At 71.0% G+C, this 26,847-nt stretch carries 24 protein-coding genes; 11 read left to right on the forward strand and 13 right to left on the reverse strand.

What is annotated here, in order from left to right; genetic code table 11:
- Positions 1-55 precede the first annotated feature (55 nt).
- The gene (locus CFN78_RS24685; protein WP_094865407.1) at positions 56-1,609 is read right to left on the reverse strand and encodes a glycerol-3-phosphate dehydrogenase/oxidase; all 1,554 of its coding nucleotides are present in this window, start codon (positions 1,607-1,609) and stop codon (positions 56-58) included.
- Positions 1,606-2,319, reverse strand: a complete 714-nt coding sequence (locus CFN78_RS24690; protein ID WP_094865408.1) for a TetR/AcrR family transcriptional regulator — start codon at positions 2,317-2,319, stop codon at positions 1,606-1,608. Before CFN78_RS24690 ends, CFN78_RS24685 begins: the two co-directional genes overlap by 4 nt.
- 16 nt (positions 2,320-2,335) lie before the next feature.
- Between CFN78_RS24690 and CFN78_RS24695 the strand changes: the two genes are divergently transcribed.
- Positions 2,336-4,000, forward strand: coding sequence for an FAD-binding oxidoreductase (locus tag CFN78_RS24695; protein WP_094865409.1), 1,665 nt, complete (start codon positions 2,336-2,338; stop codon positions 3,998-4,000).
- Here CFN78_RS24695 and CFN78_RS24700 read toward each other — a convergent pair.
- The 5 genes from CFN78_RS24700 to CFN78_RS24720 all read right to left on the reverse strand — a co-directional run bounded on the left by CFN78_RS24700 (position 3,963) and on the right by CFN78_RS24720 (position 11,092).
- Positions 3,963-4,463 carry a gamma-glutamylcyclotransferase gene (locus tag CFN78_RS24700; protein WP_338065549.1) on the reverse strand — a complete coding sequence of 167 codons (501 nt, stop codon included), beginning with the start codon at positions 4,461-4,463 and terminating at the stop codon, positions 3,963-3,965. The two genes, CFN78_RS24695 and CFN78_RS24700, sit on opposite strands and share 38 nt — an antisense overlap.
- A 242-nt stretch (positions 4,464-4,705) precedes the next feature.
- Positions 4,706-5,806 carry an S-(hydroxymethyl)mycothiol dehydrogenase gene (locus CFN78_RS24705; RefSeq protein WP_094865411.1) on the reverse strand — a complete coding sequence of 367 codons (1,101 nt, stop codon included), beginning with the start codon at positions 5,804-5,806 and terminating at the stop codon, positions 4,706-4,708.
- Positions 5,807-5,985: 179 nt separating this feature from the next.
- Entirely contained in the window at positions 5,986-7,239 is a 1,254-nt protein-coding gene (locus CFN78_RS24710; RefSeq protein ID WP_094865412.1) for a peptidase C39 family protein, read from the reverse strand.
- 164 nt (positions 7,240-7,403) lie between these two features.
- Positions 7,404-9,149: a TIGR03767 family metallophosphoesterase gene (locus CFN78_RS24715; protein ID WP_094865413.1), complete on the reverse strand. Its 1,746-nt coding sequence runs from the start codon at positions 9,147-9,149 to the stop codon at positions 7,404-7,406.
- A gap of 314 nt (positions 9,150-9,463) precedes the next feature.
- Positions 9,464-11,092, reverse strand: a complete 1,629-nt coding sequence (locus CFN78_RS24720) for a long-chain fatty acid--CoA ligase (protein WP_094865414.1) — start codon at positions 11,090-11,092, stop codon at positions 9,464-9,466.
- Positions 11,093-11,402: 310 nt separating this feature from the next.
- On the opposite strand from CFN78_RS24720, the gene mihF reads away from it, so the two are divergent.
- The 6 genes from mihF to CFN78_RS24750 all read left to right on the forward strand — a co-directional run bounded on the left by mihF (position 11,403) and on the right by CFN78_RS24750 (position 16,926).
- Positions 11,403-11,714, forward strand: a complete 312-nt coding sequence (gene mihF / locus CFN78_RS24725; protein WP_094865415.1) for an integration host factor, actinobacterial type — start codon at positions 11,403-11,405, stop codon at positions 11,712-11,714.
- Between the two features lie 594 nt (positions 11,715-12,308).
- Positions 12,309-13,100: a 2,3-dihydro-2,3-dihydroxybenzoate dehydrogenase gene (locus tag CFN78_RS24730; RefSeq protein ID WP_094865416.1), complete on the forward strand. Its 792-nt coding sequence runs from the start codon at positions 12,309-12,311 to the stop codon at positions 13,098-13,100.
- 65 nt (positions 13,101-13,165) lie between these two features.
- Positions 13,166-14,320: an isochorismate synthase gene (locus CFN78_RS24735; RefSeq protein WP_094865417.1), complete on the forward strand. Its 1,155-nt coding sequence runs from the start codon at positions 13,166-13,168 to the stop codon at positions 14,318-14,320.
- The gene (locus tag CFN78_RS24740; RefSeq protein ID WP_094865418.1) at positions 14,317-15,996 is read left to right on the forward strand and encodes a (2,3-dihydroxybenzoyl)adenylate synthase; all 1,680 of its coding nucleotides are present in this window, start codon (positions 14,317-14,319) and stop codon (positions 15,994-15,996) included. Before CFN78_RS24735 ends, CFN78_RS24740 begins: the two co-directional genes overlap by 4 nt.
- 4 nt (positions 15,997-16,000) lie before the next feature.
- Positions 16,001-16,681: an isochorismatase family protein gene (locus tag CFN78_RS24745; protein ID WP_094865419.1), complete on the forward strand. Its 681-nt coding sequence runs from the start codon at positions 16,001-16,003 to the stop codon at positions 16,679-16,681.
- 2 nt (positions 16,682-16,683) lie between these two features.
- Complete coding sequence (locus CFN78_RS24750) at positions 16,684-16,926, forward strand: phosphopantetheine-binding protein (protein WP_240519671.1); 243 nt, start codon at positions 16,684-16,686, stop codon at positions 16,924-16,926.
- A gap of 21 nt (positions 16,927-16,947) precedes the next feature.
- On the opposite strand, the gene CFN78_RS24755 is transcribed toward CFN78_RS24750, so the two are convergent.
- Together CFN78_RS24755 and CFN78_RS24760 are read right to left on the reverse strand one after the other, a co-directional pair.
- Positions 16,948-17,634 carry a 4'-phosphopantetheinyl transferase family protein gene (locus CFN78_RS24755; RefSeq protein WP_240519672.1) on the reverse strand — a complete coding sequence of 229 codons (687 nt, stop codon included), beginning with the start codon at positions 17,632-17,634 and terminating at the stop codon, positions 16,948-16,950.
- Positions 17,631-18,998, reverse strand: a complete 1,368-nt coding sequence (locus CFN78_RS24760) for a cation:dicarboxylate symporter family transporter (RefSeq protein ID WP_094865420.1) — start codon at positions 18,996-18,998, stop codon at positions 17,631-17,633. The genes CFN78_RS24755 and CFN78_RS24760 overlap by 4 nt, the downstream gene beginning before the upstream one ends.
- A 190-nt stretch (positions 18,999-19,188) precedes the next feature.
- On the opposite strand from CFN78_RS24760, the gene CFN78_RS24765 reads away from it, so the two are divergent.
- Positions 19,189-20,358, forward strand: a complete 1,170-nt coding sequence (locus CFN78_RS24765; RefSeq protein WP_094865421.1) for an acyl-CoA dehydrogenase family protein — start codon at positions 19,189-19,191, stop codon at positions 20,356-20,358.
- A 164-nt stretch (positions 20,359-20,522) separates the two neighbouring features.
- On the opposite strand, the gene CFN78_RS24770 is transcribed toward CFN78_RS24765, so the two are convergent.
- From CFN78_RS24770 to CFN78_RS24785, 4 genes are read right to left on the reverse strand one after another with little or no spacing between them, the layout of a single operon-like run.
- Positions 20,523-20,861, reverse strand: coding sequence for a hypothetical protein (locus CFN78_RS24770; protein WP_094865422.1), 339 nt, complete (start codon positions 20,859-20,861; stop codon positions 20,523-20,525).
- Between the two features lie 49 nt (positions 20,862-20,910).
- On the reverse strand, positions 20,911-21,579 hold the full coding sequence (locus CFN78_RS24775; RefSeq protein WP_420807924.1) for a TetR/AcrR family transcriptional regulator: 669 nt from the start codon (positions 21,577-21,579) through the stop codon (positions 20,911-20,913).
- Positions 21,576-23,120: an AMP-binding protein gene (locus CFN78_RS24780; protein WP_094865424.1), complete on the reverse strand. Its 1,545-nt coding sequence runs from the start codon at positions 23,118-23,120 to the stop codon at positions 21,576-21,578. The genes CFN78_RS24775 and CFN78_RS24780 overlap by 4 nt, the downstream gene beginning before the upstream one ends.
- The gene (locus CFN78_RS24785; protein ID WP_094865425.1) at positions 23,117-23,929 is read right to left on the reverse strand and encodes an enoyl-CoA hydratase/isomerase family protein; all 813 of its coding nucleotides are present in this window, start codon (positions 23,927-23,929) and stop codon (positions 23,117-23,119) included. Before CFN78_RS24785 ends, CFN78_RS24780 begins: the two co-directional genes overlap by 4 nt.
- A 60-nt stretch (positions 23,930-23,989) precedes the next feature.
- On the opposite strand from CFN78_RS24785, the gene CFN78_RS24790 reads away from it, so the two are divergent.
- Genes CFN78_RS24790 through CFN78_RS24800 form a run of 3 tightly spaced genes read left to right on the forward strand, consistent with a single transcriptional unit; the run spans position 23,990 to position 26,781 of the window.
- Positions 23,990-25,597, forward strand: a complete 1,608-nt coding sequence (locus CFN78_RS24790) for an amidohydrolase (protein WP_094865426.1) — start codon at positions 23,990-23,992, stop codon at positions 25,595-25,597.
- Between the two features lie 31 nt (positions 25,598-25,628).
- Positions 25,629-26,072, forward strand: a complete 444-nt coding sequence (locus CFN78_RS24795; protein WP_094865427.1) for a GNAT family N-acetyltransferase — start codon at positions 25,629-25,631, stop codon at positions 26,070-26,072.
- A 25-nt stretch (positions 26,073-26,097) separates the two neighbouring features.
- Positions 26,098-26,781 carry a metal-dependent transcriptional regulator gene (locus CFN78_RS24800; RefSeq protein ID WP_094865428.1) on the forward strand — a complete coding sequence of 228 codons (684 nt, stop codon included), beginning with the start codon at positions 26,098-26,100 and terminating at the stop codon, positions 26,779-26,781.
- The last annotated feature ends 66 nt before the right edge of the window (positions 26,782-26,847 follow it).

Genomic DNA, 26,847 nt, shown 5'->3' on the forward strand with positions numbered 1-26,847 from the left:
AACCTAACATTCTGTCAAGCTTTACCGAGTGCCTGTCCGCTTGTGCGGGCAGAAGTCAGACGGTGTGCAGGCCGTTCAGCGCGCGGTCCACCAGCTCGCTGGCCAGCGGCTCGGCCGCCGCGGCGTCAGCGGCGACCAGGCCGAGGCGGGTGCGCCGGTGCAGTACGTCGTCGACGTCGAGGGCGCCCTCGTGCCGCACCGCCCAGACGATCTCGGCGGCGGTGATCTCGGTCCCCGCGAACAGTGGCCGCGCCAGTTCCGGGTCCAGTTCACCGATCGCCGCCACCCGGGGCGCCTCGGTACCGTAATGCGCCACCAGCCGAGCGGGGGCATCCACTGTGGATAGACGTTCTCTCGGGGCGGCGCCGAGCAGTGGCAGCCGGTCGGTGCGGGACCGGCCCGCGTGCAACCCGGACCGCGCCACCGCGGCGTCCACCGCGTCGGCGGCCATCCTGCGGTACGTGGTGAGTTTGCCCCCCACGACGGTGATCGTGCCGTCGTCCGACGTCAGCACGGCGTGCTTGCGGGAGAGGTCCGCGCTACGGGCGGAGCCTCCGGGCAGCTCGATCAGCGGGCGCAGTCCGGCATACGAGCCGAGTACGTCCTCTTCGGACAGTGTCCGGCGCAGCACCGAGGAGCCCACCCGCAGCAGGAAGTCCACATCGGACTGTGGCACGCGCGGGACGTCCGGGATGTCGCCGTCCAGCGGCTCGTCGGTCAGGCCGAGGTAGACCCGGTCGCCGGGCTGGGGGAGCAGGAACACGAACCGGTTCAGTTCACCCGGCACCGGCACCAGCACGGCCGCCTCGGAGATCCCGGTCGTGCCGGCGTCGAGCACCAGGTGCGACCCCCGAGACGGACGCAGGCGCACCGAGGGCACCAGCGTGCCCGCCCACACCCCGGCGGCGTTCACCACCTGCCGTGCCCGCAGTTCGAACTCGGTGCCGGTGATCCCGTCGCGTACCCACACCCGGTCGCCGCGAATCTCGATCGCGGGCACCCGGGTCAGTATCCGGGCGCCGAACCGGGCCGCCGTGCGCGCCAGCGAGATGACCAGCCTGGCGTCGTCGGTGAGCGCGCCGTCGAAGGACAGCAGGGCACCGCGCAGGCCCGCCGGCTCCATGCCCGGCGCGAGTGCCAGTGCCTCGGCGGCCGAGATCGTGCGCGGCCGGGGCAGTACCGAGGACGGCGTTCCGGCCGCCCGCCGCAGCGCGTCCCCGGCGTGCAGCCCGGCCCCCACGAGCGCGCGCTGACCACGGGAAGTACTGCCGTACAAGGGAAGTACATTCGCCAGTGGCCGGGTCAGATGCGGTGCCGTGCGGGTCATCAGCACCCCCCGCTCCACCGCGCTCTCGTGCGCCAGTGCGAGGTCACCCTTCGCCAGGTAGCGCAGCCCGCCGTGGACGAGCTTGCTCGACCAGCGCGAAGTGCCGAACGCCAGGTCGTGTGCCTCGACCAGCGCGACGGACAGCCCGCGCGAGGCCGCGTCGAGCGCGATCCCGGCGCCGGTGACCCCGCCGCCCACCACCAGTACGTCGACCTTCTCGCCCTCGGCCAGCCGGTCCAGCTCGGCGGAACGGCGGCGGGCGTTGAGTGAGCCCTGGATCATGCCCGGCCCCGGGCGGGCACCGGGCTCAGTGCGGCGTCGAGCACGTGGGCCAGCTCGGTCAGCAGGTCCTCCTCGGGCACCGGGTCGGTGCCGGTGGTCGCGGCGCGCAGGGAGAACACGAACGACTGGATCACCAGTAGCAGCGAGCGCGCCTGGGCGCGAGGCTCGCCGAGCCGGACCGACCCGTCCGCCTGCCCCTGGTGCAGCATCCCGGTGATCACCTGCTCGGCGAGGCGCTGCGTGCTGCCGAGGCGCTGCACGATGTAGGGCAGGATCAGGTCGGCGTCCACGTCGAGCACGGTGCGCATCAGCGGGTCGGCGGCGAGCGCCCGCACGGTCGCGACCCCGCTGTGCACGATTCGCTCCCGCATGGTCGACGCCGCATCCCCGGCCAGGCTCACTCGTTGGACCAGTGCACCGAACTCGCGGGTCATCAGTGCCGCCAGCACACTGGTCACATCCGGGAAACGGCGGTACAGCGTCATTCTGCTGACCTTCGCGGTGCGCGCGATCTCGGCCAGTGTCGTCCGCCGCACGCCGGCGGCGAGCACGCAGTCGCGGGCGGCGTCGAGCAACGTGTCGTCGGCGACGCGGCCGGCGGCGACCCGCTCCCGGGCGTCGGCGAGGGCGCTGCGAGCGCGGGCGGCCGCCGGGGATCCGGTGGAGGACCCGGCGTCGCCTTCCGCCAGTACGTGACGTTTGCCGTTCATGTGTCACACTGTACTCGTGAACGACATCCTTGACCACCGGCTGCGGCACTCCTGGACCCCGGAAGCGGGGGCCGGTGCGCACCTCCCGCCCAAGGCCCTGCGCTGGCTCACCGCCCGGATCGGCAGCCTCGGCGAGCAGGCTCCGATCTCCCCGGACTCGGCCGTCGTCGTCCCCGACTCGCGGCTGGGCGAACCGGCACGAGCGGCGCTGGAGGCCGTGGTCGGCGCGGACGAGGTGCTCACCGGCCGCGGTGACCGGCTCGGCCGCAGCGGCGGCCTCTCGTACCTGGACCTGTTGCGCCACCGGCATCACGGCGAACTCGATGTCCCCGATGCCGTGGTGCTCCCGGCGGACCCCGAACAGGTCCGGCAGGTGCTCGACGTGTGCGTGACACATGACGTCGGAGTGGTGCCCTTCGGTGGCGGCACCTCCGTGGTCGGCGGTGTGAACGCGCTGCGCGGCGGCAAGTCCTCGGTGATCGCGCTCGACCTCGCGCGGCTGGACCGGCTCGTCTCGGTCGACCCCGTCTCCCGGTTGGCCGTGCTGCAGGCGGGCGTGCGCGGGCCCGAGGCGGAACGGCTGCTCGCCGAGCACGGGCTCACTCTCGGCCACGTGCCGCAGTCCTTCGAGCGCGCGACGATCGGCGGATACGCCGCCACCCGTTCCGCCGGGCAGGCGTCCTCGGGTTACGGCCGGTTCGACGACATGGTCGCGGGGGTCCGGCTGGCCACCCCGGCAGGCGAGTGGACGCTCGGCGTGGCTCCCGCCTCGGCCGCGGGCCCGGACCTGCGGCAGCTCGTCCTCGGCAGCGAGGGCGCGCTCGGCGTCATCACCGAGGTCACTCTCCGGGTCCGGCCGGTGCCCGAGGCCGAGCGGTTCGAGGGTTTCGTCCTCGACGGCTGGGAGCGCGGGGCCGCCGCCATGCGCGCACTCGCGCAGGCCGGCGACCTCGCCGACGTCACCCGGCTGTCCGATGTGGACGAATCCGAGGTCTCGCTCTCCCTCAACGCGGGCTGGAAGACGGCCGCACTGCGCCGGTACCTCACCGTCCGCGGCATCGCCGAACCCTGCCTGCTGGTGCTCGGCTGGCACGGATCCTCGGAACGGCGGATCTCCGCCCGCCGCAAGGAGACCGTGCGCATCCTCGGTGAGCACGGGGCGATCGCGGTCAAGCCGCTCGGTGAGACCTGGCGGAAGGGGCGCTTCCACGGCCCGCGCCAGCGGGACGCCCTGCTGGATCTCGGCGTCTGCGTGGAGACACTGGAGACGGCGGCGCACTGGTCCGGCGTGCACCGGCTGCGTGATGCGGTGCGTACCGCGCTGACCGGCGCACTCACCGCCGGCGGCCACGAGCCGGTGATCATGTGCCACATCTCGCACGCCTACGAGACGGGTGCCTCGTTGTACTTCACCGTGCTCGCCGCCCGCGAGGACGGTGACCCGGCCGGGCAGTGGCAGCGGGCGAAGAGCGCGGCCTGCGCGGCGATCTCCGGGGCCGGTACCGGTCACGGCCCGCTCGGCACCATCTCGCACCACCACGCCGTCGGCGTGGACCACGCGGACTACCTGGCAGAGGAGATCGGGGAACTCGGCGTCGGGGTGCTCGCCGCGGCCAAGCAGGCCGTGGATCCGGCCGGGATCCTCAACCCCGGCAAGCTGATCCGGACGGCGCGACCGTGACGTCGAGTCCGTCGGACGGGGCAGCGCTGCCGGCCAGCGCGGCGGCCGCGACCTGGGGCACCTCCGCGCAGCGCACCGGCGCGCCGTCGACGAGCAACGGCAGCCTGCTGTCCTCCGGGTACCCGGACGGCCCCGGCGGGGCAGCCCGGTAGACCAGCGGATCCGGCACGACCGTGCCGTCGTCCAGCGTCACCGTGCCGGAGTGCAGCCGGGCGAGGTCGTAGCGCACGCCACGGCCCTCGCAGGCGTCCAGCGTGGTCAACTGCTCGGCGGTCGCCAGCCACAGGCCGTGCCGTTCGACGACACCGGGGGCCGCGACGATCGTCGCCGGACGCTGGCCGTCACGTTCCCGGAATCCAGCGGCCCACACGGCCGCGAGGTCCCGGCACTGCGCACGCAGCACCACCACCGGGCCGGCCAGGCCCAGCGCGGACCGCAGCCAGGTGATCTTCGACGGGCACATGTTCGACCCGTACGCGAGCACCGGGTGGCGGCCGGCCAGCGGCGGTGCGCCCAGCGCGGTCAGCCAGTCGTCGAGCGGCTGCCCGGTACCGGACAGCCGCCACGACGGCAGCAGCGGATGCCCCGTCGCGTAGGCGTGGACGTACGAGACGTCCGGCCGCGCGCCGGGGTACGGATCGGCGGGAAACGCCGTGTCCGGAAAGGAATCCGGGTCCGGCGGTGCCTGCGCGGGGGCCGTCCAGCTCAGTCGAACACCACCACGCTGCGCAGGACGTCACCGGTGTGCATGCGCTCGAACGCCTGCTCCACACCGCTGAGCTGGATCCGCTCGGTGACGAATTTCTCCAGCGGCAGCCTGCCCTGCAGGTACAGGTCGACCAGCATCGGGAAGTCGCGCTCCGGCAGGCAGTCGCCGTACCAGGACGACTTCAGCGAACCGCCACGGCCGAAGAAGTCGATCAACGGCATGCCGTCGAGGGTCATGTCCGGGGTCGGCACCCCCACCAGCACGACGGTGCCCGCCAGGTCGCGGCTGTAGAAGGCCTGCTTCCAGGTCTCCGGACGGCCGACCGCGTCGATCACCACGTCGGCGCCGAACGAGTTCGTCAGCTCCTGGATGGCTTCGACCACCTCGTCCTGGCTCTTGCCCTTGGTGTTGAGCGTGTGCGTGGCACCGAAGTCCTTCGCCCACGCCAGTTTCCGGTCGTCCATGTCGACGGCGATGATCGTGCCCGCGCCTGCCAGCCGCGCACCCGCGATCGCCGCGTCGCCGACGCCGCCGCAGCCGATCACCGCGACGCTGTCGCCCCTGGACACGGCACCGGTGTTGATCGAGGCGCCGATCCCGGCCATCACGCCGCAGCCGAGCAGGCCGGCCACGGCGGGCTCGGCTGCCGGGTCGACCTTCGTGCACTGTCCACTGTGGACGAGTGTCTTCTCGATGAAGGCACCGATGCCCAGCGCCGGGTTCAGCGGGGTGCCGTCGGCCAGCGTCATCGGCTGGGCGGCGTTGTGGGTGTCGAAGCAGTACCACGGTTTTCCGCGCTTACATGCCCGGCAGACGCCGCACACCGCACGCCAGTTCAGGATCACGTAGTCGCCGGGGGCGATGTCGGTGACCCCGGCGCCGACCTGCTCGACGTACCCGGCGGCCTCGTGACCGAGCAGGAACGGGAACTTGTCCTCGATCCCGCCCTCCCGGTAGTGCAGGTCCGTGTGGCAGACGCCGCAGGCCTTGATCGACACCACGGCCTCGCCGGGGCCGGGATCGGGAACCACCACAGTCTCCAGCGAGACCGGCTCACCCTTCGCGCGGGCAACGACGCCCTGTACCTCTTGCGGCATCAGCGAACACCTTCGTTTCTGCGTACGTGTGACTCTCAGCGGCCAGCTTGCCAGGGACATGCGCATATGGCGACACCGCGATGTGCCGTATCGCGTTTTCACCGCGTCCGGAAAAACGCGCGGTACAAGATGCCCGGCCACCGCGGTGGCCGGGCATCGCTTGTACCGCCGGACGGGCGCTACGGCTCGATGATGTAGGCGATGCCGCCGGGACCGCTCGCCTCCGCGCCGTTCTCGTCGATCCGCTTCGTGCGCTGCCAGATCGTCTCGAACTGGGCCCGCGGATAGACGTTGCGCACGGCCTCGTTGCTCGACGAGGCCGGGTCGTTCGCGATCACGTCGCCGTTCTCGGTGAAGCCGACGACCACCATGATGTGGCCCGCGGTGCCGTAACCCGCCCCGTCCAGTTCGCTCTCCAGGAACGACTGGGAGGTGATCACCGGGACGCCCCTGTCGATGTAGGACTCCAGCTCGGTCAGCGAGTGCAGCCGGGTGATGTGGCCCTTGAGTCCGTAGCGCGCCGCGTAGGCGGTGTTGAACGGCCAGTTGCCGGTGCCGTCGTAGGCGTGGTCGTAGGTGTAGCGGGCCGCGTGCGGGATCGTCCGGTCCACGTAGTCGCCGGGGATCCAGGAGAGTTCCTCCTCGCTCGGGCCCTTGCCCCAGAACTCCACCACCATCTGCGTCGAGGTGGGGCTGCACCACGCCTCACCGCCGCCGCCGTACTCCGGGTACTTGCCCGCGTGGATGTTCTGCGAGTGCCGCGGCACGGGCAGCTCCTTGCCGGTGGCCGGTCCCGGCGGGGACACCTGGACCTCCGAGCGGGCCGGGACCTGGGAGGTCATCGCACCCGCGGTGGTCAGCGTGGGCGTGACCTCGGTGCCGACCTCGCGGTAGAGGCTGACCCGGAGCTGGTACGAGCGCAGCGCGACACCGGGTTTCGCGGTGAGCGTGTCCACGCTGACGGCCGCGTTCGCGTCGTCCTGGCCGTCCACGCTGGTGCGCAGGACCTCGCCGTCACCGTCGGCCCACTGGCCGAGGATGTACCAGGAGGTGTCCGCACCGGCCGCCGTCTTCGCCTTCGCCTCGACCTGGATCCAGGTCTGCGGCGGCGTCGCGGCGTTCCAGGACGCGATCAGCTCGGAGGCGTCGAACCCCGGCTCGAAGCCGGGCGAGGTCCACTGGCCGTACTCGTACGTCCGTGTCGTGCCCAGTGCGGCCTCGGTGCGGTCGACGGTCCCGATGGGCGTGCCGATACGCACGCCTTCCGGGCCGGCGGTCACCCCGGCGAGTTCACCGGCGGAGAAGTCCGCCGAGGTCCACTGGTGGTAGTCGATCGACTCGTCCTCGGCCGCTGCCGCGCCGGTCGCCGGTGCCGTGATGGCGGCGGTCGCGGCGACCACCGCCAGAGTCATCGCGCTGAGACGTCCCCGCATGAAAGCTCCAACCCTCGCTCAACCGGCCGTCGTCGGAGCGCGCGGCCGTCAAGGATTTTCGCCGTTTCGGGTGGTCTTGTAAACAGTTTCCCGTCGCTCCGCTCGGCGGTGGCCGCGATTCCTCGCGCGGCCGTGCCCGCCGGCGGGCGTTGAGCAGCGGAAACTCAGCGGCGCATGGCGGTGCCGACCGGGTTCGCCAGTACGAGCTCGGTGTTCCGGTCGGCGTCCACCCCGACCTGTCCGAGGTCCGCGTGGATGTCGTTGTACGACAGTTCGCGGTAGATCGAGGCGAGTCCGTCCGGTGTGGCGTCCTCGTAGGAGGCGGCGTACGGGGCGGCCGACTCGACCAGCGTGGTGAACAGCGAGAGCGTGCCGTCCGCGTTGTCGGCGATCTCGATGACGCGGGCGTGCTGCGGGAAGTCCACGTGCGAGGCCGTGTTGATCTCCCAGAATCCGCGTTCCGGCGAGGGCCCGGTGTGCGGCACGATCTCGTTGCGGTGCGTGTGCCCGTTGACCCAGGCCAGCACGTTGGGGAAGCGGGTGAGCAGATCGACGAAGGTGTCGCCGTTCAGCCGCGGCTCCAGCGGACGGCGGGAGTCCGGGAGGATGTTCGTCATCGTGCCGCTGGTGTGGTGGCTGAACAGGACGAACAGTTCGTCGGTGACGTCCTGGGTGACCCGGTTCCCCCAGAAGTCGTAGTGGACGGAGCTGCCCGCCTTCAGTGTGCGCTCCACCCAGCCGAACTGGGCGAGTCCGATCGAACCGTCCGCGAAACCGGCCAGGGTCGTCGTGTCCAGGCTGATGCCGGTGATGCCGGGGGCGACGCGGAAGGTGTAGTACACCTCGCGGCCGTCCGCGTTGTCCTCGGTGAAGCCGTGGCCGACCGGGCCCGGCCCGGTGTTCGCCGGGTCGAGGTGCGCGCGGACGAACTCGCCGGTGTCGAACGGGGCCCTGTTCTCGTCCGGTGTCACCTCGCGGATCAGCCCGGACTCGCCGAACAGCTCGCCGAGCGGGATGGCCGCGCCTGGAGTGTCCAATGTGGACGCCATGCGCCTTGCCGTGCTCTCGTCCTTGCCGATGACCTTCTTCGAGCCGGTGTACCAGTGCTCGATCCCGGGCAGGTTCGCCGGAAGCGTGCCGATCGGGGTGTTGTCATGGTTGCCGAAGGTGCAGAACCACGGGATGTCGAGGCCCGGCGAGGTGAACTGCGTGATCGCCGCGTCGAGCAGGCCGGGGATCTGCGGGAATCCCTTGGCGGTGTAGGCGTCGTCCAGCGGGGTACCGGGATTCCAGTACGTCGGGGATCCGGAGTCCTGCACGCCCTCGTACCGTGCCGGGTCGCCGGTGTTGGGGGTGAGGGTGCCGCCGTTGAGCAGGCCGAGGAACCAGCCGAGTTCGGCGAGTTCGTGGTTGTCGGTGTTGTCGCCGGTGGTCATCAGGAAGTCGAAGGGGCGTCCGGTGAACGGTCCGCCGGGCAGGCTGTTGACCCGTCGCACGAGCGAGGTCGTCGCGACCGGTCCGAGTGTCTCTTGTGGACGGTGTGCGCCACTGGCGAACGGGTGCAGGTACTCGAACCGGGCCGGACTCTGCGTGTCGGTGATGTGCAGGTCGGTGAACTGGACGAAGGAGGCGAGCGGGACCCGGCGGTCGTCCCGGCCGTCCTTGCCGGGCACCAGATCCTGCCGTACGGCCAGCCCCCAGCCGGGCCCGGCGGCGAGCCGCGTGTACGCGGGCCCGTCGGTGACCGGCGCGGCCGCAGCTTCGAGCGTGGTGCCCGTCGCGCTGATCGCACGTTTCGCCGTTTCCCTCAGCGCGCGGTCGATCGCGCTCGCCGTCGGCGTGCACAGGAGCAGTCCGGCTCCGGCAGCTCCGGTGGCGGTGACGAAACCGCGCCTGGTCAGTCCGGCCATCTCGTTCCCCGTTCCGTCCGTCCGCCTGCTCGCCGATCGCACGATGCCGGACGAGGTTAGCGAGCGGATGAACGAACCGGAAGCAAAACGCGAAAACTAATCACGTTTGGGTGTACGCGCTACGCCACCCGCCGCTCCATGTCCACCCTTCCGCCCCCTGCCGCCGCAATATGTCGACGTATTGCGATACCTCGTGCACAAGGCATCGCAATACGTCGACGAATTGCGGCGGGGGTGACCGCAATATGTCGACGTATTGCGGTCACCGCGCTTCGCGGGCGGGGGGCGGGCAGGTGGGGTGGGCGGGGTGGTGGTCAGAGTTCGGCGATGTCGAGCTTGCCCTCGGAGTGCGAGGCGCGCAGGCGCTTCTTGTCGAACTTGCCGACGCTGGTCTTGGGGACCTCCTCGACGAAGGCCCAGTTGTCCGGGAGCTGCCACTTCGCGACCTTGTCCGTCAGGTACTCGCGCAACTGTGCCGCGCTCGCGCTCTCGCCCTCCCGCAGTACGACGGCCACCAGCGGCCGCTCGTCCCACTTCTCGTCCGGCACGCCGATCACCGCCGCCTCGGCGACGGCCGGGTGACCCATCACCTGGTTCTCCAGGTCCACCGAGGAAATCCACTCGCCGCCGGACTTGATCACGTCCTTGGCCCGGTCGGTCAGCGTCAGGAAGCCGTCCGGGGTGATCCGGCCGACGTCGCCGGTGCGCAGCCAGCCGTCGTGGAACTTCTCTGGATCGACGTCCTCGCCGCCGAAGTAGGAGGCCGCGATCCACGGCCCCCGCACCTCCAGTTCGCCGACGCCGACGTCGTCCCACGGCTTCTCCTCGCCGTTGTCGTCGATCAGCCGCGCGCGGACGTTCGCCGGGAACCGGCCCTGCGTGTAGCGGTACCGCCAGCGCTCGTCGCCGGTCGCGCTCGCCGGCGGGCGCGCCACGCTGCCCAGCGGCGAGGTCTCCGTCATGCCCCAGGCGTGCAGCACCGGGACGTCGTACTTCTCCTCGAAGGCGTGCATCAGCGACGGCGGCGCCGCCGAACCGCCGACCACCACCTCGCGGATGTGTGAGATGTCCTGCGGGTTGGCGTCGAGGTGCGCGAGCAGGCCCTGCCAGATCGTCGGCACCGCGGCGGCGAAGTTGGGCTTCTCGGCGGCCAGGATCTCGGCGATCGGGCCCGGCTGCAGGAACCGGTCCGGCATCACCAGCGACGCGCCGACCATCAGTGCCGCATAGGGCAGGCCCCAGGACATCGCGTGGAACATCGGCACGATCGCCAGTGCCTTGTCCGACTGCGACAGGTTCATCGAGTCGCTCATGCAGACCTGCATCGAGTGCAGCCAGATCGAGCGGTGTGAGTACGCGACCCCCTTGGGGTCACCCGTGGTGCCCGAGGTGTAACACATCGCCGCGGCGGAACGTTCGTCGATCTCCGGCCAGTCGAAGGTGTCCGGCTGGGCGGCCAGCAGCTCGGTGTACGAGTGCACCTGGACGCCCTCGGGGGCGTCCAGGGCGGCAGCGTCGCCGTTCGCCACGATCACGTGCCGGACGGTGCTCATCTCCGGCAACTGCTTGGCCAGCAGCGGAACCAGCGTCCCGTCCACGATGATCGCGTGGTCCTCGGCGTGGTTCGCCACGAACACGAGCTGCTGCGGGAACAACCGGATGTTCAGCGTGTGCAGCACGGCGCCCATCGCCGGGATCGCGAGATAGGCCTCGAGGTGCTCGGCGTTGTTCCACATGAAGGTGCCGACGCGCTGGTCGCCGGTGACCCCGAGTCCGCGCAGGGCGTTCGCCAGCCGGGCGGCGTTGCGTCCGACCTCGCCGTAGGTCGACCGCCGCGCGCCCTCACCCGTCCAGGTGGTGACCTCGCTGGCGGCGTGCACCGTGCTGCCGTGCTGCAGCAGGCGCGCCAACGTGAGTTGCCCGTCCTGCATCGTGCTCAACATGGGGACCTCCGACGCTGTTCGTGTCGTTAACTGGCGATTACGCGCGACTCTAGGCCGAGCGAAGGAACCGGGCACGACCAATCGAGGCAACCGTTCGGTCACGGGTTCTCACCGCGTTCACCAGGTACGGCGGGTTGCCAGCCGTGGCCCTACCGGGTAGTAAGTGCGTGTCGGTTCCACGGCAAAGTCCCAGGTGGCGTTTACTGGGCCGTGGTACGAGGCGGTCTGGCCAGCGCTTGCCGTTGCAAGCACTTTCGAGTCCGGACCGTCGCCGCTTCCAGCGGACACCTGAGAAGGAAGGACTAATACGTTGGCTCTGCCTACGTTGACTCCGGAGCAGCGTGCGCAAGCCCTGGCCAAGGCGGCCGAGGCGCGTAAGGCCCGCTCGGAGCTGCTTGCGTCGATCAAGTCCGGTGAGCAGAGCATCGACAAGGTGCTCAGCAAAGCCAAGGAGGACAAGACCATCGGCAAGACCAAGGTGACGCAGCTGCTCAAGGCTGTACCTGGTCTGGGTGCGGTGAAGGTTGCCGCCCTCCTCGAGCAGGCCGGCATCGATCCGGACCGGCGCGCCGCCGGCCTCGGCGAGCGCCAGCGCGAAGCCCTGCTCGACGCGTTGAAGTAACGTTTTCCCAGCTCACGTCTCGTGGGTGGAAGGCGCTGCCTGGCAGCGTGTTCCACCCACGGGCGCGTTCCGGGCCATCGCCGGCCTGTTCATCTGCCGGTGACACGGCGCTCGCCCGCGGTGGCCGGAATGTCCGCCGGTGGTGCTGCCGCCCGCGTGTCGCGTCCTCCGGTACGCCGATTCCGTGATTTCGCACTCCGTCCCGTGTCGTCCGCCGGGCCGGCTGTCGCCGTGTGTGTCTGTCCGATGGCTCTTCCGTTCGCCACGATCGTGTGATTAACCTCGGGGTATGCGCTCGGTGGCGCGCTCGCCGCGCGGCCCCGTGGCCGATCCGGTCACCGCGTGTGCCGTCTCACCTTTTCGGGCAGCACGTGACAGCGCCATGAGGGAAGGCTAGCCTAACTCTCCGCGTATCCTGTCGAAAACGGCCGGGAGCGCAGGAGAGTCGGCGGAGGCCGACCGGACCCTCGGAGCGAAGATGACGCCCACGCTGTTCCCGCCGGCCGTCCGCACGCCGGACGCGGGCCGCCCGTCCGCGGCGGGGCCTGCCTGCCGGGCGCGCACGGCGTGACGTCCGGGCCCGGGAAGACGACGATGCCGGACGTGGACGAGTTCGCCGGGCGTACCGTGCTGGTCACCGGTGCGGCCCAGGGTATCGGTGCCGCCGTCGCCCGCGGCTTCGCCGTAGCGGGCGCGACCGTGGCCGCCGCGGACCTGGACGCCGACGGTGTGGCCGCGCTCGCGGCCGAACTGACCGGCGCGGGCCGGACGGTCACCGCGCACGGTCTCGACGTGGCCGACCGGGCCGCCGCCGACCGCCTGGTCGCCGAGGTGGAGGCCGGGGCGGGGCGGATCGACGTACTCGTCAACGTCGCCGGGATCCTGCGCACCGGAGCCGTGGTGGACACCGCCGACGCCGACTGGGACGCCCTCTTCGCGGTGAACGCGGGCGGGGTGTTCGCGATGAGCAGGGCGGTCGCCAGGCGGATGATCCCGCGCGGGCGTGGCTGTGTGGTCACCGTCAGCTCCAACGCCGCCGGTGTGCCGCGGCAGGGAATGGCCGCCTACGCCGCGTCCAAGGCGGCCGCGACGATGTTCACCAAGTCGCTGGGACTGGAACTCGCCCCGTACGGCATCCGTTGCAACGTGGTGGCGCCCGGATCGACGGACACCCCGATGCAGCAAGGAATGTGGGCCAGCGGAGTGTCTACAAAGGACGGTGTGCTGACGGGCTCCCCGGAGGCGTTCAAGGTGGGGATCCCGCTCGGCAGGCTCGCCGAGGCCGGCGACGTCGCCGATGCCGTGCTGTTCCTCGCCTCCGACCGGGCCAGGCACATCACCATGCACGATCTCTACGTCGACGGGGGAGCGACGTTACGGGCGTGACCCGCCCCGGCACCCCCAGCAGACGACCACAGCCGGACACCCCGGACGAGGGAGTACAGAACGCGATGACGGCGACACACGGGCGAGCGGCGACCCCGGTCGAACTGCTCGACGGGCACGGTCCGGGCGACTTCCTGCTCGCCACGGCCGAGCGGACCATCGCGGCCGCGGGCGCCAGGCGGGTACTCGACGGTGCCGAGGCGGACACGGTCGCCGCGGCCCTGCGCGAATCCGGCGCCCCGCTGGCGGTGGGTGCGCTGCCGTTCACCCCGTCCGCCGACGGGGCCGACCTCGCGCACCTGGTCGTCCCCGAGTCCGTGCGGACCTCGGGACCGCTGCACCCGGCGCTGGCCGGACGCGAGCGCAGGGCCCTGCCCGAACCGGTCGCCACCACCGCCGTGCCCGAGCCGGAGCGGCACATGCGCGCCGTCGAGGAGGCCGTGCGCGCACTGCGGGCGAACCGCCTGCGCAAGGTGGTGCTGGCCAGGGCACTCGACCTGGACTTCGCCGAGACCGTCACCGGACGTTCGATCCTGGCCAACCTGGCCGCCGACAACCCCGCCGGGTACACCTTCGCCGCCCCGCTGCCCGGTGGCCGCACGCTGGTCGGCTCCACCCCGGAACTGCTGGTCAGCCGCAGCGGTGACCGGATTCGCTCGCACCCGCACGCCGGTTCGGCTCCCCGTTCCGCCGATCCGGCCACCGACGCCGAACGCGGCAGGCAACTGGCCGCCTCGGTGAAGGACCAGGCCGAGCACGCGGTGCTGACCGAGATGATCGCCGAGACCCTGCGCCCGTTCTGCCGGACGCTGGACGTGCCCGCGACGCCCTCGCTGGAGGCCAACCCGGCCGTCTGGCACCTGACCACCACGATCACCGGCGAACTCGCCGATCCCGGGATCACCGCACTGCACCTGGCCGAGGCACTGCACCCGACCCCGGCCATCTGCGGCACGCCGACGGACGCCGCGCGGGCCGCGATCGGCGAGCTGGAGCCCTTCGACCGCGGCTACTACGCGGGCGCGGTGGGCTGGGTCGACGCCGCCGGTGACGGGGAGTGGGCGATCGCGATCCGCTGTGCCGAGATCGCGGGTACCCGGATGCGGCTGTACGCGGGCGGCGGGATCATGCCCGGCTCCGAGGCCGCGGACGAGCTGGCCGAGACCTCGGCGAAGTTCCGCGTCCTGTTGCGCGCCATGGGTCTGGACCTCGGCCTGTGACCGCGCCGAGCACACCCGGTTCGCCAGACGCGCCAGACGCGCCCGGCTGGCCCGCCGAGTTCGCCGCCCGGTACCGCGCGGCCGGGTACTGGACCGGCGCGACGCTCGGCGGGATCCTCGACGAGCGGGCCCGCGTCCGGCCGGACGCCCCGGCGGTGGTGGACGGTGACCGCCGGATCGGCTACGGCGAGCTGGCCGAGCGGGTGTCCCGGGTGGCGGGCGGGTTCGCCGCGCTCGGCATCGGCGCGGGCGACCACGTCGTCGTGCAGCTCCCGAACGTCGCCGAGTTCCTGGAGACGGTGTTCGCGCTGTTCCGCATCGGCGCGCTGCCGGTGTTCGCGCTGCCCTCGCACCGCGCCTCGGAAATCGGCTACTTCTGTGAGTTCACCGACGCCGCCGCGTATGTGATCCCGGACGTGCACGAGGGCTTCGACCATCGGCGGCTCGCCGAGGGCTTGCCCGCACGGGTGGGCGGGGCGCGGCACGTGATCGTCGCCGGGGATCCGGGGCCGTACCTGCCCTTCGACGGGCTGCGCGTGGCCGAGCCGTACGTCGGTCCCCGGCCGGCACCGGACGATCTCGCGTTCCTGCAGCTCTCCGGCGGCAGCACCGGCGTCCCGAAACTCATCCCGCGCACCCACGACGACTACCTCTACAGCGTCCGGGCCAGCGCGGAGATCTGCGAACTCGGCGAGCGCTCGGTGTACCTCGTCGCACTGCCCGCCGCGCACAACTTCCCGCTCAGCTCACCGGGAACCCTCGGTGTCCTGTACGCGGGCGGCACCGTGGTGCTGGCGCCCGGCCCGTCACCCGAGGTCGCGTTCCCGCTCATCGAACGCGAGGGCGTGACGATCACCGCGCTGGTACCGCCGCTGGCGCTGGTGTGGCTCGACGCCGCCGCCCGCACCGCGCACGATCTGTCTACTTTGGACGTTCTGCAGGTCGGTGGCGCGAAGTTCAGCGCCGAGGCCGCCCGCCGGGTGCGACCGGAACTGGGCGCCACCCTGCAGCAGGTGTTCGGCATGGCGGAGGGACTGGTCAACTACACCCGCCTGAACGATCCGGACGAGCTCGTCGTGCACACCCAGGGCAGGCCCATCTCCCCGGACGACGAGATCCGGATTGTCGGCCCGGACGGTGCCGAGGTCGCCCCCGGCGAGACCGGCGACCTGCTGACCCGTGGCCCGTACACCATCCGCGGCTACTACCGCGCCCCCGAGCACAACGCGATCGCCTTCACCGAGGACGGCTTCTACCGGACCGGCGACGTCGTGCGGCGGACCCCGGAGGGTTACCTGGTGGTCGAGGGCAGGGCGAAGGACCAGATCAACCGTGGCGGCGAGAAGGTCGCCGCCGAGGAGGTGGAGAACCACCTGCTCGCGCACGACTGGGTACACGACGTCGCGGTGGTCTCCATGCCGGACGACTACCTCGGTGAGCGCACCTGCGCGTTCGTCGTACCCAGCGCGTCGATGCCGTCCGGACGACGGTTGAAACTCGGCACGGTGAAGGCATTCCTGCGGGAACGAGGACTGGCCGACTACAAGCTGCCCGACCGGGTCGAGGTGATCGACCGTTTCCCGGAGACCGGGGTCGGCAAGGTCAGCAAGAAGGAACTGCGGGTGGTCATCACCAGGACACTCGCCCAGCGATCCGCTCAGCGGAAGGAGAACTGAGGCCGTGGCACTCCCAGCGATAGCCCCGTATCCGGTGCCTGCGGAGGCGGAACTGCCGCCCAGCAAGGTTTCCTGGACGCCGGAGCCGAACCGGGCCGTCCTGCTGGTGCACGACATGCAGCACTACTTCGTCGACGCCTACCAGCCCGACTCCGAGCCACTGTCCACTGTGGTCGCAAACATCGCGGCGCTGCGGGAAAGGGCGGACTTGCTCGGAATCCCGGTGGTGTTCTCCGCCCAGCCGGGCGACCAGGCGCCGGAGGACCGCAGGCTGCTCACCGACTTCTGGGGTCCCGGACTGCGCGCGGTACCGGAGCAGGAGAAGATCATTCCCGAGCTCGCCCCCGCCGAGGACGACGTGTTGCTGACCAAGTGGCGCTACTCCGCCTTCCAGCGCACGGACCTGCGGCAGCGGCTGCGCGACTGGGGCCGGGACCAGCTCCTGGTCACCGGGATATACGCGCACATGGGCTGCCTGATGACCGCCTGCGAAGCCTTCATGCAGGACGTGCAGGCCTTCTTCCTCGCCGACGCGGTCGCCGACTTCTCCCTCGACGATCACCGGATGGCCGTCCGGTACGCGGCCCTGCGCTGTGCCGTGGCGACCTCCACGTCCCGGATGCTCGACGCGCTCGGCGCAGTCGAACATGCCGGGGGCCCGGAGCTGGAGAAGGCGGGGCGCTGAGCGTGGACAAGACAACGGAGAACGCGCCGCTGACCCGCGATCGGGTGCTCGACGACATCGCCGAGCTGCTGGAGATCGACCGGGCCGAGCTCGAACCGGAGGACAACCTGGTGGACGAGGGTCTCGACTCGATCCGCATCATGTCGCTGGTCGAGCGGTGGAACGCGGCCGGGGCGAACGTCGGCTTCGTGGACCTCGCCGAACGGCCGACGCTCGCCGACTGGCTGCGGGTGCTGGGACTCTGACCTCCGGGCGGCCGCGTCCGGTCAGGGCGCCCACCAGCGTTCGGTCACGTCCAGTACGTCCGAGGTGAGCACGGCGACCGTCCCGCGGTACTCCGCGCCCGGGCCGAGGCGGGCCAACCGGATCGCGTTCGACGGCAGAGCCGGGTCGGTCGAGGCGAGCAACCGAGGGGGTTCGCCCGGCGCGGACATCGTCAGGCTGCGCAGGGGGATCCGCAGACCGCGCCCGGTGGCCTTCATCGCGGCCTCCTTGGCCGTCCAGTAGGCGAAGAACCCGTCGCCGCGCTCGTTCGGCGGCAGGGCGTCGAGTTCGGCGCGTTCGGTCTCGCCGAGCGCGTAGCCGATCAGCGAGGCGTCGATCCGGCGGGCGGTGCTCTCCACGTCGAGGCCCACCGGCTCGCCGCCGGTCACGGCGACGCCGACCCGCTCGCCGGAGTGCGAGATCGACAGGGCCAGCGGGGCGCCGGGGATCCGTGGCGGCCCGTGTGGTGCACCGCAGTCGGTGCAGGTCGCGTCGAACCGGACGGCCTCCGGCGCCAGGCCGAGACGTTCGCCCGCCACCCGTTTCGCGAGCATCCGGCCGGTCAGGAAGCGGCGCCGGTCCGCCTCCTGCCGGTAGCCCGCGTACCGCTGCCGTTCCCGCTCGTCGAGCAGTCCCTCCGGTGGGCCGTCCACGAACGGGACGGCCCACCGGATTTCGCAAGGGATCACGAACCACCCTCGCCCGCGGGTTTCCCGCCGGACGGTGCGGACGCGGAGTGGTCGTCGAGCAGGGTCGCCTCGTCGAACGGATCCTCGCCGGAGAGCACCCGCTTCGTCTGCTCCCGGTCGATCTCGTTGGTCCAGGTGCCGACCAGCACGGTGGCGACGGCGTTGCCGGCGAAGTTGGTCAGCGCACGCGCCTCGGACATGAACCGGTCGATGCCGACGATGAAGCCGACGCCGTCGACCAGTTCCGGACGGTGCGAGGAGAGGCCACCGGCCAGGGTCGCCAGTCCGGCACCGGTGACGCCCGCCGCGCCCTTCGACGCGATGATCATGAAGACCAGCAGGGAGATCTGCTCGCCCACCGACAGCGGTGCGTTGAGCGCCTCGGCGATGAACAACGAGGCCATCGTCAGGTAGATCGCGGTCCCGTCGAGGTTGAACGAGTACCCGGTGGGCACGGTGATGCCGACGACCGGCTTGCTCACGCCCAGGTGTTCCATCTTCGCGATCAGCCGGGGCAGCGCCGATTCCGAGGACGAGGTGGACAGGATCAGCAGGAACTCACGGCCGAGATAACGCAGCAGCGAGAACAGGTTCATCTTGCCGATGAACCGCATCAGCAGGCCGAGCACGATGAACACGAACAACGCGCACGTCAGGTAGAAGCCGATCATGATGATCGCCAGACTGGCCAGCGCGTCCCAGCCGGTGGCGCCGACCACCGCGGCGATCGCGCCGAACGCGCCGACCGGTGCCGCCCACATGATCATGGCGAGAATGCGGAAGACCAGCCGCTGGATGTGCTCGATGCCGCGCTTGATCGGCTCGCCCCTGGCGCCCAGCTTCTGCACCGCGAACCCGGCCAGCAGGGCGACCAGCAGCGTCTGCAGCACCTCGCCCTCGGTGAACGCCGACACCAGCGTCGTCGGGATGATGCCGATCAGGAACTCGACGGTGCTTTCGCTCTCCTTGATCTGCTCCTGGCCCGACTGCGCCACGTCGGCGGTCAGGTTGAGGCCGTCGCCGGGGTGCAGGATGTTGCCGACGACCAGGCCGATCGCCAGCGCGACCGTGGACATCACCATGAAGTAGCCGATCGCCAGGCCACCGACCTTGCCGACCGAGGCCGCCTTGGCGACCGAGCCGACGCCGAGCACGATCGTGCAGAAGATGATCGGCGAGATCATCATCTTGATCAGGTTGACGAAGCCCTCGCCGACGGGCTTGAGTTCCTTCGCGAACTCCGGCGCGAGCAGGCCGAGCGCCGCACCGAGGAACACGGCGGCGATCACCGCGATGTACAGATAGTGCGTCCGGTCCCGGCGCGGGGCCGTCACGGTGCCGTCGCCCTCCGGTTCTTTTGCCATGGTGTGCTCCTCGGCGATTCGGTATCGGGCAACTTCGTGCGGTTCCTCGGAAATGGACGTGCGGAACTTACGGCACGGACCGCCATTCGTGCAGCCCCGGCGCGGACCCGGTGTTGAACGTGCTGCGAGGAAGGCGCATGCTCGCTAACGTCGGGGTGTCTACTGGCGAGTAATGACGGAGGTTCCGCGCATGGATTTCAGCCTGAGCACCGAGGAGCGCGAGGTACGGGACTGGGTCCGCACCTTCGTCCAGCGGGAACTGGTACCCCGTGAGCAGGACGTGCTGCGCCGGGAACGCGCGGGCGAGCCCGGACTGACCGGTGAGGAGCTGACCGAACTGCGGCTCAAGGCGAAGGAGTCCGGCTTCTGGGGTGTGCAGACGCCGGAGGAGTACGGCGGCATGGGCCTCTCCGCCGTGATGACGGCCCTGCTGGAGGCCGAACTCGGCCGTACCTTCGTGCAGTTCAGCTTCGGCGGCTCCGCGGACAACATCCTTTTTCACGCCAACGAGGAGCAGAAGCAGCGCTACCTGCTGCCGACGATCGCGGGTGAGCGCAAGTCCTGCTTCGCCATCACCGAACCCGGAGCGGGCTCCGACGCGAAGGCGATCCGCGCCTCGGCCCGCAAGGACGGTTCCGACTGGATCATCAACGGCGAGAAGACGTTCATCACCGGCGGCAACGAGGCCGACTTCACCATGGTCTTCGCGATCACCGACCAGGAGAAGGGCGCGGACGGCGGCGTCACCTGCTTCCTGGTCGACCGGGACATGGGCTGGCGCTCGGAGTACATCGACACCATGGGCGAGTGGGGGCCCGCGGCGCTCGTCTTCGAGGACGTCCGCGTTCCGGAGAGCCAGGTCCTCGGCGAGGTCGGCCAGGGTTTCGCGCTGGCGATGCAGTGGATCGGCCGGGGCCGGTACCTGCTGCCCGCGCGGGCGATCGGTTCCTGTGAGCGGCTCATCTCCATGGCCATCGAGCACGCCAACACCCGGGAGACCTTCGGTGCGCTGATCGCCGAACGCCAGGCGATCCAGTGGATGATCGCCGACTCGGGCGTCGAACTGGAGGCGTTGCGCTGGCTGGTGCTGCACGCGGCCTGGCAGGTCGATTCCGGGATGGACTCGCGGCACGCGCAGTCGGTCGCCAAGCTCTACGGCGGCACGAAGGCCAACGAGATCGTCGACCGCGTCATGCAGATCCACGGCGGCATGGGCTACACGCGGGAACTACCGATCGAGCGCTGGTACCGGGAGCTGCGGCTGCTGCGCATCTACGAGGGTACCGACGAGATCCAGCGTCGCACCATCGCGCGGAACCTGCTCAAGGGGCACGTGAAGGTCAGCGGCTCACTGGGCTGATGCCCGGTGCCGTGGAACCACAGCGGGCGGCGTGCCTCACCGCGGGGCCGTTAGTGTTGCGAACTAAGGGAAATTGCCCCGGGGAGCCGGACATGGGTTGTGCCGCCGGAGGGGAAGGTCGTCGACGTGTTTCCCCTCCGGCGGTGCCGGTACGAGGCGGACGATCAGCCGGTGGGGGCCCCGTCGGCCTGGGCGCGCAACGCGATCGGCGCACCGGCCAGGTCCTCCTCGTTGCACAGCAGTTTCAGGTCGTAGTACGGCGAACCCTCGCGGTCGTCGTAGTCGAGATGGATCGCCAGCACGTCCACCGGTTCGCCGAGCCACTGCTGTGCCTGCCGTAGCCAGCCCGCGCAACGCTCCAGCGCTGCCGGAAGGTTGTCGTCACGGAAGCCGACCGGGCGGTACGGCACGTCCTGTACCTGATCGCGGGGGTCGGGCGGGGCGGGAAGGCCGGGCGCGACGCCCGATTCGGTGAGCTCGAGTTGGATCGTTTCCTCAGTCACGCCTTCGAGCGTCCCCCACGTACGCGCAGGTAGCAAGCGCTGCCCGGCCTCAATGCCCGGTGGACGGTACTTCGTCCGGCGCGCCCCAGACCCGCGTCACGACGGCGCGGCAGCGGGCCAGGTCCGGGCCGGGGCCGGAATCCGCGCAGCCCAGCGCCCGCATGGCGAGTTCGGCGTAGTGCCCGGCGAGCTGTTCCAGCGAGAGCGCGCCGCGCGGCGAGTACCAGCGCGCCACCCCGCTGCACATCTCCAGCAACGCCAGCCGGGTCACCGCGGGCTCGCCGGGGTGGAACGCGCCGGCCCGGACGCCCTCGTCGATCGTCTCCGCCCACAGCAGTTCGTAGGCATCGCGCAGTTCCACCACCCCGCGCCGGGTTTCCGGCGACAGCGCGCGAACCTCGTTGTCCACCACCTGGGTCTCCTCCGGCCGCACGGCGTGCGCGATGACGTGCACGACGACCAGCCTGCCCAGCCGTTCCCGCGGGTCGGCGACCCCGGCCACGGCCAGCCGCGCACCGGTGAGCAGGTGGCCGAGGCACTCCGTCATGATCCCGGCGAGGAGCTGCTCCTTGGTCCCCATGTAGTGGTAGAGGCTGGCCGAGGACAGTTCCGCCTCGGTGGCAAGGTCGCGGATGCCGGTGCCGTGGAAACCCTTGGCGGCGAACAGCTTCACCGCCGCCTTGCGGACGCGCTCGCCGCTCGGCCCTCGGTCGGTCACCGCCACCTGCCGTTCGCCCGGTCGTAGGTTCCGGCGAGCGGGTCCGCCGCGGCGCGCAGTTCGCCCTTGGCCACCCGTTCCGACGGGGTCAGCGGCAGCGCGTCCGCGTAGGCCCAGAAGCGCGGGACCTTGAAGTAGGCGAGCTTCGTCGCGCAGAACTCGGCCAGGGTGGCGGGCGGGGTGTCCTCGGCGGTGTGGCCGTCCAGCACGACGTACGCCTTGATCTCCTCGCCGCGGACCTCGTCCGGCACGGCGACGACGGCGGCCAGCCGGACGGCGGGGTGCAGCAGCAGGGCCCGCTCCACCTCGTCCGCGGACACGTTCTCGCCGCTGCGCCGGATCATGTCCTTCGTCCGGCCGACGAAGAACACCCGGCCGTCCTCGTCCATGGTGGCCAGGTCGCCGGTGTGGAACCAGCCGCCGCGGAACGCCCTCGCGGTCGCCTCGGGATCGTCGTGGTAGCCGTGCATCAGGCCGATCCCGCGCAGCACCAGCTCGCCGGTTTCCCCGCGTGGCAAGGGTTTCCCCTCGTCGTCGACGATCATCGCCTCACGGTCGCGCAGCGGCGTGCCGATGCAGCCGGAGCCGACCGCGGCGTCGTGGTCCGCTTCGGACACCCGCAGATCGCTGCCCGTCTCGGTCATCCCGAACGCCTCGTACCACGGCACACCCCAGCGGGCCTCCAGTTCGCCATGCAGCTCCCGCGGGATCGCCGACGCGCTGATCGCCCGTACCCGGTGCCGGGTGTCCTCGGCCGCCGGGGGCTGCCGCAGCAGCAGGGTGGGCATCATGCCCAGGCAGTAGAACCAGGTGACCTGGTGCTGGCGAACCTTGGCCCAGAACGTCGACGGGTGGAAGCGGTCCAGCACCACCAGCGTCGCCCCGGAGGCCAGTCCGAGAGCGACGTTCCACTGTGGATCGATGTAGTGGAACGGTTGCGCGGTCAGCATCGTGTCGTCCGAGGCGAGCGAGGGGAATCCGTCGACCAGGCCGTTCGCCAGTGTCGTCCAGTACCGGTGCGGCAGCACGCAGCCCTTCGGGGCGCCGGTGGTGCCGGAGGTGTACTGGATGTTGACCGGGCGTTCGGCGACCGTGTGGAACTCCGGCGGCTCGCGGTCCGGCACCAGCTCCGCCAGCTCGGCCGGGGTGAGCACCCGTTCGACGGCGGTGTCCGGGGCGATGGTGGTGAGCAGCTCGGTGAACTCCGCGTCCGCGACGGCGAAACGGGCCCCGGAGTGGGTCAGCACGTGCGCGCCGTCGAGCTCCCGGTAGCCGGTGTTGACCGGCACCAGTATCGCGCCGATCTTGCCGAGTGCCAGCCACAGCAAGGGAAACTCCGGCACGTTGCGCAACATCACCGCGACCCGGTCGCCGCCGGCCACGCCGAGTTCGCCCAGCGCGAGAGCCAGTTCCCCGCTGCGCCGGTCCACCTCGGCGAAGGTCAGCCGCTCACCGGTCGCGTCGAACACCCAGGCGAGCCGGTCCGGCCAGGTCCGGGCGGCACGTCCGAGCAGGGCGACCAGGTCGCTCGGCGCCGTCATCGCCCTGCCTTGTCGCGGGAGCGGAACTCCGCCGTGGACGCGGCCACCTCGGCACTGTGCTCGGTGACCAGCGCGTGGCTCACCTCCAGCTCCAGCGCCGGTTCGACGGCCGAGTCGATGCCCTGGTCCACCGCGCGCTTGGCGAGCGTGGCCGCCCCGGCCGGACGGGCGGCGAGCGTGCTCGCCCAGGTCATCGCGCTCTCCATCAGCGCGTGCGCGGGCACGACGTGGTTCACCAGGCCGAGCCGGTCGGCCAGCGGGGCGTCGATCTTCTCGCCCAGCAGCAGCAGTTCCTTCGCCTTGTGCGGGCCGACCAGCAGCGGCAGCAGCCGGGACGCGGCACCGGTGACGCTCAGGCCGAGACCGACCTCGGGAAAGCGGAAGACGGCGTCGTCGGCGGCCAGCACCAGGTCGCAGCCGAGCGCGAACTCCGCGCCCGCGCCGATCGCGTAGCCGTGCACGGCGGCGATCACCGGCTGGGGGAGTGCGCGCAGCTTGCGGGTGACGTCCTGCAGGCGCTCCAGACGGTCCCGCGAGTCGCCTGCGGGCGTCGGCTCCTTGAGGTCGTGGCCCGCGCAGAACGCCCTGCCGCGCCCGGCCAGGATCACCGCTCCCGCTCCTGATCGGCCCGCCGCGTCGAGCGCGTCGAGGAGGTCGTCCACGAGGGCGGCGGTGACGGCGTTGAGCCGTTCCGGCCGGTTCAGCCAGACGAGCGCGACGCCGTCGTCCACGGCGAGCTCGACGGTGCCGGAACCGGTGCCGGAGACCGTGCCGGAATCGGCAGGGGGGTCCGCTGGGATGCCTGTCATGACGCCGAGCCTAGACGAGCTATCGATCGATCGATAGCCTTAAGTTCGAGGAGGTCGGCGATGCGGGTGGACGCGGTGTTCGAGAACGCGCGGGTGCGCACGCCCGGCGGGGTGGTGACGGCGCTGGCCGTGCTGCACGGCCGGATCGTGGCACTCGGCGAGGAGGCGGCCGGGCTGTCCGCCGCGCGGCGGGTGGATCTCGCCGGGGCGAGCGTGGTCCCCGGTTTCCACGACGCGCACAACCACATGGCCTGGTTCGGCATGAGCCTGGACGAGGTGCCGCTCGGTTCCGCCGCCTGCGCGAGCGTCGAGGACGTCTACGAGGCCGTCGCCCGCCGTGCGGCCCAGCAGCCCACCGGTAGCTGGGTGGTGGGCAGCGGCTACGACCAGAACCGGCTCATCGGCGGGCATCCCACCCGTCACGGCCTCGACCGTGCCGCGCCGGGGCACCACGTCCGGCTCAAGCACACCTCCGGCCACATGACCGTGGTCAACTCCCGGGTACTGGACAAGCTCGACCTCGCGGGAGTGCCCGTCGGCGGCGACGTGGTGCGCGACGCGGAGGGCTCACCCACCGGTCTGCTGCGCGAGCAGGCACAACTGCTGCTGCGCCCGCTGATCTACCCGACGCCGATCGAGTCGGTGGCCCGTGGCATCGCCAACGCGGGCAGGCGCTACCTGTCCGAGGGGATCACCAGCGTCCAGGAGGCGGGGATCGGCGGCGGGCTGGTCGGTGAGACCCCCGGTGAGGCCGCCGCCTACCAGCTCGCCAGGCAGCGCGGCCGGCTTCACGTCCGCACCACGCTGATGGTGGCCGCGAGCGTGCTGCACGACCTCGACCACGACGAGAGCGACGACGTCCGCTTCGGCCTGGACCTGGGCCTGCGCAGCGGCTTCGGGGACGACTGGCTGCGGATCGGGCCGATGAAACTCTTCGCCGACGGTTCGCTGATCGGCCGCACCTGCGCCATGCACGAGGACTTCGCGGGCGACCCCGGCAATCGCGGCTACTTCCAGGTGCCCGAGGACGAACTGGCCACCACCATCGCCCGCGCCCACCGGTCGGGCTGGCAGATCGCCACCCACGCCATCGGCGACCGCGCGGTCAGCGTGGTGCTCGACGCCTACGCCGCCGCACTGGCGGCGCATCCGAGGGACGATCACCGGCACCGGATCGAGCACGCCGCCGTCGTGTCCGAGGCCGAGGTACGCAGGATGGCCGGGCTCGGGCTGATTCCCGTGCCGCAGGGCCGTTTCGTGAACGAGATCGGTGACGGGATGCGGGCCGCGCTCGGCCCCGCGCGGGAGGAATCCTGTTACCGGCAGCGTAGTTTCCTCGACGCCGGCTGTGTGCTGCCGGGCAGCTCCGACCGTCCGGTGGTGGACGGCGCGCCGCTGCTCGGCATGGCCGACCTGGTGCGCAGGCGGACCTCGTCCGGGGTGCCGCTGGCGCCCGGCGAGGCACTGACCGCGGAACAGGCCCTGCGCGCCTACACCGAGGGCTCGGCCCACGCCGCGTTCCGCGAGCACGACCTCGGCACGCTGGAGGTCGGCAAGCTGGCCGACTTCGTCGCGCTCGCCGCCGATCCCGCCGACGAGGCGAACCTCGACGGCAACCGTGTGCTGGGCACCGTCGTCGGTGGCGTACTGGCGTACGAGGCCCCGTGAACCGATCCATGCGACGAAGGGAAACCCGCTGATGCCGGTGCGTGACGCCGTGGCGAGTGATGTCGACGAGATCTGCTCCCTCATCGAGGAGCACGCCGTCTACGAGGGAAAGAACGATCTGAAGCTGGACCGGGAGCAGATGGGCAGGCATCTCTTCGGTGCCGAGCCGAAGGCGTGGGTGCTGCTCGCCGAGGCCCCGGACGCTCCCGGCGTCGTGGCCGGTTTCGCCTTCTGCTGCTGGAACTTCTCCACCTGGGAGGCCCGGCCCGGCATCTGGCTCGACGACATCTTCATCCGCCCCGAGCACCGCAGGCACGGTCTCGGGCGGGAACTGCTGGCGGAACTGCGCGGCCGTACCGACGGCCGGGTGGAGTGGGAGATGCAGGCGGACAACGAGAAGGCGGCCGCGTTCTACGCCGGTCTCGGCGCGAAGACCGTGGACGGCTGGCTCCAGTACCGCTGGCTGCCCGGCTAGGCGGGCGGACCGTATCGTAGGCGGCATGGTTGACAGCCCGCAGCGACGATCGTCGTCGATCGAGGACTACGTCCGGGCCATCTATGGCCTGGCGGAGCGCGGCGAGGAGGTCACCAACACGACGCTGGCCACCAGGATGGACGTGAGCCCCTCCTCGGCGTCCGGAATGGTCACCAAGCTGTCGCAGCAGGGACTCGTCGCGCATGTGCCGTACCGCGGCATCGGGCTGACCACCGAGGGCAGGCTGCTGGCCCGCGGGGTGCTGCGCAGGCACCGGCTGATCGAGTCGTACCTGGTCTCGGAGCTGGACTACACCTGGGACGAGGTGCACGCCGAGGCGGACGCGCTGGAGCATGTCGTGTCCGATCTGCTGGTCGAACGCATCGCGGAGAAGCTCGGCAATCCGGTCCGCGATCCGCACGGCGACCCGATCCCGGCCGAGGACGGCAGCATCGAGGAAGTCTCCACCCGGCTGCTCGACGAGCTGGATCCCGGCTCGGTCGGCGAGATCGTCCGGGTCTGGGACACCGACCCGGAACTGTTGCGCTACCTGACCGAGCGAGCGATCGGTCTCGGTGAACGGATCGAGGTTGTCGAACGCCAGCCCTTCGGCGGGCCGATCGTGGTGAAGGTCGGTGCCCCGCCGGACAGTGCGACGCACGCTCTCGGTAAGGAGATCGCCCAGGCGTTGTCGGTGGCCCTGCTCTGAACCGGTGTTCTCCGGAGCGTGTACGTCCGGCCACGGCCCGCGTGAACGTTGCCCCGGCACGGGCAG

It is taken from the genome of Amycolatopsis antarctica, from assembly GCF_002262875.1.
GTDB classification, from domain to species: Bacteria; Actinomycetota; Actinomycetes; order Mycobacteriales; family Pseudonocardiaceae; genus Amycolatopsis; species Amycolatopsis antarctica.